This window comes from Chitinophaga sp. (assembly GCF_035538455.1).
Classification (GTDB): Bacteria; Bacteroidota; Bacteroidia; order Chitinophagales; family Chitinophagaceae; genus Chitinophaga.
Genome location: NZ_DATLKJ010000254.1, coordinates 31,336 through 45,119, shown reverse-complemented (window position 1 = coordinate 45,119; position 13,784 = coordinate 31,336). Strand labels below are relative to the sequence as shown.

Annotated in this window: 1 protein-coding gene; it reads left to right on the top strand. The window is 51.5% G+C overall.

The window, feature by feature from the left end:
* Positions 1-58 precede the first annotated feature (58 nt).
* Positions 59-13,780: a Calx-beta domain-containing protein gene (locus VM802_RS29575; RefSeq protein WP_325537632.1), complete on the top strand. Its 13,722-nt coding sequence runs from the start codon at positions 59-61 to the stop codon at positions 13,778-13,780.
* The last annotated feature ends 4 nt before the right edge of the window (positions 13,781-13,784 follow it).

Here is a 13,784-nt window from a genome sequence, read left to right as displayed (position 1 = left end):
CGGCGCTCGCGGCGTTACAGGAGCACAACGTTGGACATGGTTCAAACATACCGGCGATATGACCGCTACACTCGCCGACCTGGCCCCTGAAGGACTCGCCAATATCACCGAATTGACGCCTTCGGCTACCGGTCAGCAGGATGGTGTAGACTATGTGGAATTCAGCGGCATGCAGAACTTCTCCACCTTTGGCGGTCTTACAGCTGCCAACCAGGTGCTGGCTATAACTAAAGGACAGGACGGCAAAGAAGGAACACAGGACGCTTCCTTTAATATCAGCCTGCCGGCATCTGTGACAGCTACAGAGAACATAACCGTTAACTATACCGTAACCGGTACAGCTGCTAACGGGGTCGACTATACGGCACTGAGCGGTACCGCTACGTTCCCGGCGGGCAGCAACAGCATCGCCCTGCCTGTAATAGTAACAGATGATAACATCCTCGAAACAACAGAAAATGTCACTGTTACACTGAGTGCAGCTACCGGCGCTGCCAGTGGCAGTACTTATAGCATCAGCAGCATACAGAAGACGGCATCTCTGAATATCGCTGATAACGACAGCAACGATCCTGCTAAGACTACCGTGGGAGTAACCTGGGTCAGCGACGCAAAAGAACCGGCTACCAATGGCGCATTCAACATCAGCCTGCCTGCCGGTGTGACTGCATCAGAAGATATTACGGTAAACTACGCCGTTGCGGGTACCGCCACACCGGGCGTTGATTACGGAGCGTTGAGCGGATCGGTAGTAATTCCTGCCGGACAAGGTGGGGTAGTATTGCCGGTGATAGTAATTGACGACCAACTCCTCGAAAGTCCTGAAACAGTAGTAGCAACCATAACAGGCGGTAGCTCCGCCAACTTCACGCTGACGCCACGTGCTGCTGCACTTACGGCAACAGTGAATATCATAGATGATGAAAATACACCAGCCAACCGCATATTGAGTGTAACCAAAACAACGGATGCCGCCGAACCGGCTACCAACGGCGCCTTTGCCATCAGCCTGCCTGCTGGTATTGTCACTGCTGAAAACATCACCGTCAGCTATACCGTAGGCGGTACAGCCACAAGTGGGTCTGATTACACCGCTCTTTCCGGCGTCGTTACCATACCTGCTGGCCAGAACAGTGTAGCCCTGCCCGTTAGCGTGATTGATGATAAGATAATTGAGAATACAGAAACAGTACTGATGACGCTTACCAGCGGAACCAGCACCAGCTTCACGTTCACTGCCAGCACTACTAATGGCAGTGCATCCGTGGCGATAACAGATAATGACAACACCGCAGCCAATCGCGCACTGAGCATCACTAAAACAGCAGATGCCGCAGAACCGGCTGCCAACGGCGCCTTCACTATTAACCTGCCTGCTGGCGTAACAGCTGCAGAAGACATTACGGTAACTTATACCTCTTCCGGCACCGCCACCAGCGGCGTAGACTACCTCGCCCTGGGAACTTCTGTTGTGTTGCCCGCCGGACAGAACAGCGTGCTGTTACCCATCACAGTGCTCGACGACAGGATAATTGAGAACCCCGAAACGGTAATCGCAACAATAACTGGCGGAACGAGCACCAGCTTTACTTTCACCGCCAGCAGTACCAATAGCACTGCTACCGCAAATCTCGCTGACGATGACAACATAGCGGTTAACCGCGTAATCGGTGTGGTGAATAATGGGGGAGATGCATCAGAACCAGCTACCAACGGCGCCTTTACTATATTCCTGCCAGGCGGTATCACTTGCGCAGAACCTGTCAACGTAACATATACAATAGGTGGTACAGCTACGAACGGTACTGATTACACCACACTTACCGGCACGGCGGTGATACCGGCAGGTCAGAACACAATAACGGCGCCCGTTACCGTGATCAATGATCAGCTGATGGAAAACACCGAAACAGTTGTTATGACGGTCACCGGTGGCAACAGCACCAGCTTCGTCTTCACCGCCAACACTACCAGCGGTAACGCCACCGTGAATATCCTGGATGATGATAATACGCCGGCCAATCGCGTACTGAGCATCACTAAAACTGCTGATGGTGCAGAACCGGCAACTAATGCCGCATTCAACATCAGCCTGCCAACAGGCGTTTTACCTTCTGAGGATATTACCGTGAATTATACGATAGCAGGTACCGCCACTAACGGCACTGACTATACGACACTGAGCGGAACCGTAACCATCCCTGCTGGACAGAACAGTGTTGCGCTGCCCGTAACAGTTACAAACGACCAGGTAATAGAAAACACCGAAACAGTAGTATTGACACTCACCGGTGGTACCTCTGCTAACTTCAGCTACACTGTCAGCACAACCAATGGCAACGCTTCAGCTGATATTACAGATGACGACAACACCACTGCCAACCGTGTACTCAGCGTAAGCAACACGGCTAATGCAACAGAACCGGCCACTAATGGCGCCTTCGCTGTCAGCCTGCCCGCCGGCTTCACTGCCGCAAATGACATCACAGTAAATTACACCATAGCTGGTACGGCCACGGCAGGTGCAGACTATACCACGCTTACCGGCACGGTGGTAATACCTGCCGGTCAGAACAGTGTAGCTATACCGGTAGTTGTGGTGGATGATAAAATCATAGAACTGACAGAAACCGTTATCATGACGGTAACTGGCGGATCAGGCGGCGGCGCTGCCTATACGGCATCCCCGGCGGCTAAAACCGCTACCGTGAACATGGCAGATGATGACGATACCCCGGCCAACCGCGTGGTAAGAGTACAGCAATTCCGTGATGGAGCGGAGGGCGGTAGCACTGTCAGGTTCAATTTCCTCCTGGCTCCGGGTATTACCAGCTCTCAGCAGATAAGAATAAATTATACAATAGGAGGTACCGCAATTTTGGGTACTGACTATAATGGCATGACGCCGGCACATTTCAATGGAACAGCTATCATCTCAGCCGGAGGCACAGGCGCCACAGCCATCGTTGGTAACGTGGTGGATGATCAGATTATAGAGGGTACAGAAACAGTCGTAATTACGATCGATAATGCCTCTTCCGCTGACTTTACTTTCACCCCTGATCCTGTTGAAGGAAAGGCTACGGCCAATATTTTTGATAATGATGATATACCGGCCAACCGCGTGCTCAGCATCACCAAAGCAGGCGATGCCGCGGAACCGGCAACAAACAACACTTTCAAAATCAGTTTGCCTGCAGGTGTAACGACTGCTGAACCTGTGACAGTAAAATATTCCGTGAGCGGCGCCGCAACTGCCGGTGCGGATTACACTGCTCTTAGCGGTACTACTATCATTCCTGCCGGTGTTAACAGTATTAGCCTGCCTGTAAGTGTGATCGATGATAAACTCATCGAAAACCCGGAAACGGTAGTGGTAACACTAACAAATGGTAATTCAACCAGCTTTACCTTCACGGCCAGCACAACCAATGGACAGGAAACAATGACCATTGCAGATGATGATAACACAGCCGCCAACCGCGTGCTGAGTATCGTGAAAGTGTCAGACCTCGCAGAACCTGCCACTAACGGCAGCTTCAAAGTGAGCCTGCCTGCAACGATAATATCATCTGAACCGGTAACAGTGAATTATACCGTGACAGGCGCCGGTACTAACGGTACAGACTATACGACATTAACCGGTAGCATTGTACTACCAACTGGCCAGAACAACGTCCTCATTCCGGTAACCATACTGGATGATAAGATCATAGAAGGTACAGAAACGGTGATAGCAACCGTTACAGGAGGCTCCAGCGCCAGCTTTGCCTTCACCGCCAGCGCTACGGATAACAGTGCTTCGGCTGACATCCTGGATGACGATAACATCGCTGCAAACCAGGTACTGAGCGTGGTGAATGGCAGCGATGCTGCTGAACCTGCCACAAACGGAGCCTTTACAATCAGCCTGCCCGCTGGTTATACAGCTGCCGCGCCGGTTACTGTAAACTACACGGTATCCGGTACTGCTACTGCTGGTGCAGACTATACAGCGCTGACAGGCACTGTCACCCTGCCCGCAGGACAAAACAGCGTATCCGTACCGGTAGCAGTGAAAGACGATCAGATCGTGGAAAACACTGAAACCGTGATACTGACACTCACCGGTGGTACCAGCCCGGGCTTCACTTACACCGCCAGCCCAACCAACGGTACAGCTACGGTGAATATCACAGACGATGAAAACTCTGCTGCCAACCGCATACTGAGCGTTACCAACAACGGCAACGCCGCAGAACCATCTGCCAACGGCGGATTTAAAATCAGCCTGCCTGTCGGTATCCTGCCATCAGAAGACATCAACGTCACTTATACCATCAGTGGTACAGCCACAGGTGGCACTGATTATGCAGCGCTTACTGGTACTGTTACCATTCCTGCCGGTCAGAACAGTGTAACCGTTCCCGTTACTGTTATCAATGATCAGATCATAGAAGGTGCAGAAACAGTGATCCTTACTGTCAGCGGTGGCAACAGCAGCAATTTTGCCTATACCGCCAGTACTACCAACGGAAACGCCACCGTGAATATCGCAGATGATGATAACACAGCAGCCAACCAGGTACTCGCTGTTACCAAAACAGCAGATGCAGCAGAACCAGGTACCAATGGCAGCTTCAGCATTAGTCTGCCAACAGGAGTTACTTCGGCCAGGGACATCCAGGTTACTTATACAGTAGCCGGTACTGCTACCCCCGGTACAGATTACCAGCCTATTACCGGTACTATAGTCATCCCGGCAGGTCAGAACAGTGTAGCCGTGCCTGTTAATGTAATAGACAATACGGTGATTGAACCGGATGAAACAGTGATCCTCAGCATCACCGGAGGCAGCGACGCACAATTCACATATACAGTGGCCAGTGGTGGAGGCTCCGCTACTGTGACCATCACTGATAATGATTATGCAAACAACAGCAAAGTAGTGCTCCTTACCAAAGTTTCGGATGCCGTAGAAGGCGGTGTGAAAGGACAGTACAGGGTTTCCCTGCAACCCGGCGTTACCAGCTCAGAAGACGTAGTGATTAGCTTTACCCTTGGAGGTACAGCCACCAGCGGAACCGACTATAACTTACTAGGGGTACCTACCGGCAAAATAGTTATACCGGCAGGCGCCAATGAAGTGTTCATCGATGTAGATGCCGCGAATGACGGTATCATCGAAGGTCCTGAAACAGTAATACTGACGCTCACAAACGCTGCTTCCGCCAGCTATCCGTTTACAATAGATCCTTCCGGTAATGGCGCAACTGTAAACATCATAGATGCCAATGCTGCCAGCAGTACGCCAATACAGGTAATCACCGGTACCAACGCAGCGGAACCTGCTACGAAAGGCACCTTCACCGTGAAGCTCGCAGGTTCGGCTACTTCAGCATTCCCTGTTACAATAGGTTACCGCATATCCGGTACCGCCATATCTGGTGTGGACTACCAGGCACTGGGTAACATCGAAATCCCGGCCAATACCAACAGCATAACGGTAGACCTCAATGTGCTGGACGATCAGATCATTGAGCCTACCGAAACAATGACTATCACACTCCTGTCGGGTAGCGCAAAAGATGGAAGCGGAAACGCCTTTATCTTCCCGCCAGACCCGGCTAACAATAACGTCACAGTAAACATCGCAGACGATGATGCCGCTATCCCCGGCAACCGCGTACTGAAAGTGGTGAAGACCACCGATGCCGCAGAACCAGCTACCAACGGCGCTTATACGGTAAGCCTGCCAACTGGTTATACTTCCAGCACAGACATCACGCTGACGTATAACATGACTGGTAATGCCGTCAACAATACAGATTATACAATTAGCACCTTCACCTTCCCGGCTAATACCAACAGTGTGACTATCCCGCTGACTGTAATAGATGACAAGATCATTGAGAATACGGAAACTGCGATACTGACGCTTACAGGAGGTACCGATGGCAACGCATTCACTTACAGCGCTGATCCTGCCGGCAACAACGCAACATTGAATATCGCTGATGATGATAATAACAGCACGAATAAAGTACTGCTGGTAACAAAAAGTGCAGATGGTGCAGAGCCTTCTGCCAATGGAGAATTCACCATCAGTCTGCCCGCAGGTTACAAGTCATCTGAAGATATCAACGTAAGCTATACGGTAGGAGGCACCGCTACAGCCGTGGATGACTATGTTGCCCTGTCTGGTACCGTGAAAATACCAGCCGGTCAGAACAGCATTACGGTACCTGTAACGGTGAGTGATGACCAGATCATAGAAGGTACGGAAACAGTAACACTTACGGTTACCGGTGGCACTGGCACCAGCTTTAACTTTACACCGGCAAATGGTAATAGCACCGCTACCGTGAACATCGCGGATAATGACAATACCGCAGCTAACCAGGTACTCAGCATTAAGAAAACAATGGATGCCGCAGAACCGAATACGAACGGTGTGTTCACAATCAGTCTGCCAGCTAATGTAAAATCAGCCCAGCCGGTAACGGTGAACTATACGGTTGCAGGTACTGCTGCAAATGGAACAGATTACACTACACTCTCCGGCTCCGTTGTATTACCTGCCAGTCAGAATAGTGTAACCGTTCCCGTTATCGTAACAGATGACAAGATCATAGAAGGTACTGAAACCGTAATACTCGCGGTTACAGGCGGCTCCTCCCCGGATTTTGTCTTCACTGCCAGCACTACTGATGGTACTGCTACTGTAAACATCACAGACGATGATGATATGGCCGCTAACCGTGTACTCAGTGTAACCAAAACCACCGACGCGGCAGAACCAGCCACCAACGGACAGTTCAGTATCAGCCTGCCTGCTGGTTATACCGCAGCAGTGCCCATCACCGTGAATTATAATGTAACTGGTACGGCCACCGCTGGCGCAGATTATACCGCCCTTACAAATACCGTAGTGATACCAGCCGGACAAAACAGCGTACCTCTACCGGTGAATGTGATGGACGACCAGATTATTGAGCCTGCTGAAACGGTGACCCTGACGATTACCGGCGGCACTTCCGGTAGCGGCGCATACACAGCCAGTACAACCAACGGCAGCGCCACGCTGAATATCACCGATGATGATCATACAGCCGGTAACATGGTATTGACGGTAATGAAAACTGCTGATGCAGCAGAGCCTTCCACTAATGGCTCGTTCACTATCAGTCTGCCAACAGGAGTAACTGTTGCAGAAAACGTAACAGTCAACTATACGATCACAGGTACCGCTGCGAATGGCGCCGATTACGCCAGCCTCTCCGGCACAGCAGTGATCCCCGCTAATCAGAATGGTGTAACGGTACCGGTAACTGTAACCGATGACAAGATCATCGAGAAAACAGAAACCGTGATCATGACACTGAACAACGGCGCCAGCACAAACTTCAGCTTCACCGCCAGTACTACCAATGGTAATGCTACCGTGAATATTGCCGACAACGACAATACGCCAACTGAGCTCGTACTGAGCATTGCGAAGAAGACAGACGGCGCAGAACCTGCTGCCAACGGTGAATTCACCATCAGTCTCCCGGCAGGATATACATCATCTCAGGACATCACAGTAAACTATACCGTAGCTGGTACAGCCACCAGTGGTGCTGACTATACATCTATCGGCGGTTCCGTTGTACTGCCTGCGAATCAGAATAGCGTAAGCCTGCCGGTAATCGTGAAAGACGATCAGATCATTGAACCTGCTGAAACAGTGATCGTGACCTTAACAGGTGGCAGCAGTACTGACTTCAGCCTGGTAGCTGGTGGCGCCAACGGCAGTGCTACCGTAAATATTGCAGATAATGAGTCGGGAGATCCGGCTAACCTGGCGCTGACTATCGCGCAGGTGGCAGATGGTGCAGAACCGTCTGCGAATGGTTCCTTCCGCGTAAGCCTGCCTGCAAATATCACCGCAGCTGAAAATATCACGGTGAACTATACAATAGCAGGTACCGCCACAGCCGGAGCTGACTACACAGCTTTAAGCGGCACAGTAGTGATCCCTGCAGGACAAAACAGTGTAGACGTTACCGTTATTACTGCTGATGACCAGATCATCGAGAATACGGAAACCGTCATCCCGACCCTCGCCGGCGGTTCCTCTGCCAGCTTTACCTTCACCGGTACAGGCAACGCCACCGTGAATATTGCAGACAATGATAACATCCCGGCTAACCGCGTACTGAGCGCGGCCAAAGGCACAGATGGTGCAGAGCCATCTACCAATGGTTCCTTCATTATCAGCCTCCCCGCAGGATATACAGCGGCAGAAAACATCACAGTTACCTACACAACAACAGGTACTGCTACCAGCGGCGCAGACTATACCGCGCTTGCCGGTACAGTGGTAATCCCGGCTGGCCGGAACAACGTAACAGTTACGGTGCCGGTACTGGATGATCAGCTGATAGAGAAAACAGAAACGGTGATCATGACGCTCGCCGGCGGTACTGCTACCAGCTTCACATTCACAGGTACCGGTAGCGCTACGGTGAATATTGCCGATAACGATGACATCCCGGCTAATCGCATACTATCTGTGGTGAGAAAGACCGATGCCGCAGAACCTGCCACTAACGGCGCCTTCACCATCAGCCTGCCGCCAGGTATCAACGCAGCAGAAGACATCACCGTGAATTACACGATCGGCGGTTCTGCTACCAGCACAACAGATTACGCCGCGCTGAGTGGTACTGCCATCATCCTGGCAGGAAAGAATAGTGTAGACGTTACCGTTACCGTGAAAGACGATCAGGTAATTGAAACAACCGAATCCGTGATCATGACACTCACCGGCGGTACAAGCACCAGCTTCACCTTCACGGCCAGCACAACCAATGGTAACGCTACCGTGAATATCGCAGACGACGACAATACCGCACCTAACCTGGTCATCAACGTAACCAATCCTGTAAACGCGGCAGAACCGGCTGCCAATGGTTCCTTTACGGTAGGCCTGCCCGCTGGATATACAGCATCGGAAGACATCAAAGTCAACTATACGATCGGCGGCACTGCTACAGGTAGCGCTGACTACACAACCCTGAACGGAACAGTAATCATACCTGCCGGTCAGAATAGTGTGCCGGTAGCGGTGAACGTAATCAACGACCAGATCATAGAAAATACAGAAACAGTAATATTGACGGCCACGGGGGCTACATCCACCAGCTTTACGCTCGTGGCAAGTGGTACCAGCGGAAATGCTACCGTGAATATCGCAGATGACGATAACACACCAGCTAACCTGGTACTGAGCGTAAACAATGCAGGCGATGCGGCTGAACCAAACACTGACGGCTCCTTCATTATCAGCCTGCCTGGCGGAGTAACCTCGGCCGAAGATATTACCGTAAACTACACCGTAAGTGGTACAGCCACGAGCGGAACAGACTACAACGCCCTCAGCGGAACAGTAGTCATCCCGGCCGGACAGAACAGTGTATCCGTACCCGTTAGTGTGATCAATGACCAGGTCATTGAGAATGCAGAAACAGTGATACTCACACTCACCGGCGGCGCTTCTGCCAACTTCACGCTGACGGCCAGCACCACCAACGGTAATGCTACCGTGAAGATTAATGATGATGACGATGTCGCGGTAAACCGCGTCCTTAAGGTTAGTAGAACCGCAGACGCTGCAGAACCTGGTACAAACGGCAGCTTCCAGGTAAGCCTGCCTGCTGGTGTAACCGCAACGGAAGACATCACCGCGAATTACACCATCAGCGGCACTGCCGTAAATGGTACTGACTATACCAGCCTCGCTGGTTCGGTGGTGATACCCGCGGGTCAGAACGGTGTAACCATACCGGTAACCGTGAAAGATGATCAGATCATTGAAAACACAGAAATAGTGATCATGACGCTGACCAACGGCACTTCTGCCAGCTTTGCATTCACCGCCAGCACTACCAATGGTAACGCTACCGTGAATATTGCGGATAACGATAACACTATCATCAACCGCGTATTGCAGGTAACCAACACAGCAAATGCCGCAGAACCAGCCACCAACGGTAGTTTTACTGTCAGCCTGCCTGCTGGTATTACCGCAGCTGAAGACATCACGGTGAACTACAACATCACAGGTACTGCTACTGCCGGTACAGACTATACCGCCATCACAGGTACAATCACCATCCCTGCCGGTCAGAATAGTGTAACCGTACCCGTGGTAGTAACGGATGATCAGGTGATTGAACCGGTAGAAACGGTGATCATGACCTTAAACGGCGGAACAGCTGCCAGCTTCACCTTCGCAGGTACCGGCAACGCTACCGTGAATATTACTGATAATGATGACATTCCGGCTAACCGTGTGTTGTCTGTTGTGAAAACCACCGATGCCGCAGAACCTGGCGCCAACGGCCTCTTTGCAATCAGCCTGCCGGCCGGTATCACGGTAGCTGAGAATGTGGCCATAAACTATACAATCAGCGGCACCGCCACCGCAGGCACCGACTATGTAACGCTGGGCAACACTGTAGTGATCCCTGCAGGACAGAACAGCGTTACTGTTCAGGTGCCGGTGATCGACGACAAACTGATAGAAAATACAGAGACAGTAATCATGACACTGGGCGGCGGCTCTTCAGCCAGCTTTACCTTCACAGGTAACACCAGCGCCACTGTCAACATACTGGATGATGATGACGTCACAACCAACCGGGTACTCACAGTAACAGCCACTAAAGACGCTGCTGAACCGGGTACAGATGGAGAATTTACCATCAGCCTCCCTGCAGGTGTTACTTCATCAGAAGCCATTACAGTAAACTATACCGTCAATGGTACTGCCACCAGTGGTGCAGACTACACCGCCCTCAGTGGTACTGTAGTAATCCCTGCCGGTCAGAATAAGGTGACCATTCCGGTGCCGGTCATCAATGACCAGATCCTGGAAAATACCGAAACAACAGGGATGACCATCACCAACGGCACTTCCGCCAGCTTCGCCTTCACCGGCGGCAGCAGCGCTATCGTCAACATCATAGATGATGAGAACGTAGTAAGTAACCGTATACTGAGTATAGTGAAAACAGCAGATGCCGCAGAACCAGCGGTGAACGGCGGCTTCGCCATCAGTCTCCCGGCTGGCATCGTTGCCTCCGAAGACATCAAAGTGAACTATACTGTAAGCGGTACTGCTACCAGCGGCACTGATTACAACGCCATCACAGGAACAATCACCATTCCTGCGGGTCAGAACAGTGTAGCCGTTCCCGTTATCGTGAAAGACGACCAGGTAATTGAAACCACCGAAACCGTGATCGTGACGTTAAGCAGCGGAACATCCACCAGCTTCAGCTTCACCGGCAGTGGTAACGCTACTGTAAACATCGCCGACGATGAAAGCATCACACCAGCCAGCCTGGTACTGAGCATCGCCAAAGGTGCTGACGGTGCGGAACCGGCTACTAACGGCGCCTTTATAGTGAGCCTGCCAGCGGGTATCACTTCATCCGAAGATATCACCGTGAACTACGCGGTTGCAGGTACGGCAACTGCTGGCGCTGACTATACCGCTCTCGCCGCCACAGTAGTCATCCCGGCAGGTCAGAACAGTGTAGCTGTTCCTGTAGTGGTAACAGATGACCAGATCATAGAAGTGACAGAAACGGTGATAGCAACACTCAATGGCGGTACTTCAGCCAACTTTACATTCACCGGCAATGGTAACGCAACTGTGAATATCGCTGATGATGAAAGCATCACGCCGGCCAAACTGGTGCTGACCGCCTCCAAAGGCGCAGATGGTGCAGAACCTGCCACCAACGGTAGCTTTACGATCAGCCTGCCTGCCGGTATCACTTCATCTGAAGATATCACCATAAACTATACGATAGCTGGTACGGCAACTGCTGGCGCTGATTACACAGCCCTCACCGGTACAGTAATGATCCCGGCCGGTCAGAACAGTATCACCATACCGGTAACAGTAAACGACGATAAGATAATAGAAGGAACAGAAACCGTTATCCTGACACAGACCAACGCCAGCTCCGCACACTTTACCTTCACCGCCGCCGGAAGCGCTACGGTAAACATCCTCGATGATGAAACCGTTACGCCTAACCTGGTGCTGAATGTAACCAAAGGCGCCGACGCGGCAGAACCATCTGCTAACGGCAACTTCATCGTCAGCCTGCCCGCCGGTATTATCGCTGCAATGGACATCACAGCGAACTACACAATAGCAGGTACAGCTAAAGCCGGAGCCGATTACACCGCCCTCGCCGGCACAGTAGTCATCCCGGCCGGTCAGAACAGCGTTACCATACCGGTAACCGTAATAGACGATCAGCTGATTGAAGGAAATGAAACAGTAATCGTAACCGTAACAGGCGGCAACGCCAACGGTCTTGTCTTCACACCCGGTACTAACAGCACCGCTACCGTGAACATCGCAGATGATGATAATACCAACCTTGACCTGGTAGTAAACGCCACGCAGCCAAATGCGGCAGAACCATCCACCGCTGGAACATTTACCATCAGCCTGGCCAGCGGCAAAATACCTGATGCAGACATCACCGTTACCTATACGGTAGCAGGTACAGCTACTGCCGGTACTGACTACACAGCCCTCACCGGCACAGTGGTAATCCCGGCAGGACAGAATAGCATAACAGTGCCTGTAAACGTTACAGACGATGATCTGATAGAACCGGTTGAAACAGTAGCCCTCACAATTACAGGCGCTAAATCACCCAATATCAGCTACACGATAGGTGCTAATGGCACCGCTACGGTAAACATCGCAGATGACGATAATACAAATCTCAACCTGCTTGTTACTGCCAGCAAACCGGATGCTGTTGAACCCAACGTCAACGGTGCATTCACCATCAGCGTCGCCAGCGGCAAGCGCACAGCAGAACCCATCACAGTGCAATACATGATAGGTGGCACTGCCACACCGGATGCTGACTACACAGCGATTACCGGTACTATCACGATCCCGGCGGGAGCAAACAGTATAACCGTTCCCGTGAATGTACTGGATGATAATGAAGTGGAATCCGCAGAAACAGTGGTGTTCATGCTCACCGGCGGAAAATCTGCCAGCTATGCCTTCACAGCAGGTGCGGCCAGGGAAGCTACCGTGACAATCACAGACACCGATAAAATGGCCGGTGACCTCATCGTTACCAAAGAGATCGTAACACCGGCTACCGGCCCTTATCGCATGGGGCAGAGCCTTACCTACCGCATCACGGTGAAGAACGCAGGCAACATACCAGTGACCAGCGTAAAAGCTGAAGACCGCTTACCGGTACAACTCGATATACCTACTCATACATCTGCGGAAAGAGGTGAGGTAGTAGTAACGCCTGCCACTAAACTGGTAGAGTGGAACATCGGCGACCTGGCAGTAGGCGCCACTGTGCAAATGACGCTGACAGCCCGCGTAATAGAAGGCGGTAAACTGATCAACGAAGCAACTGCCTACAGTACAAATATGCCGGATGCCGACAGCTCCAATAACATAGGAGTATCTGCCATCGCAGTGGAAGGATCTGACCTGTCATTCCCGAACGTAATCACACCAAATGGAGATGGTAAGAACGAAAGGTTCATCATCGGCGGACTGGAAAAATATCCCGGCTCCGCGATATACATCTTCAACCGTTGGGGCGGACAGGTATACCAGTCCAGAGATTACCGCAACGACTGGAACGGTTCCAACCTGAATGAAAGCACCTACTACTATATTCTGGAAGTGAAGAAACCGGATGGTATTAAGAAGTATAAAGGCTGGATAACAATATTACGGTAAGAGA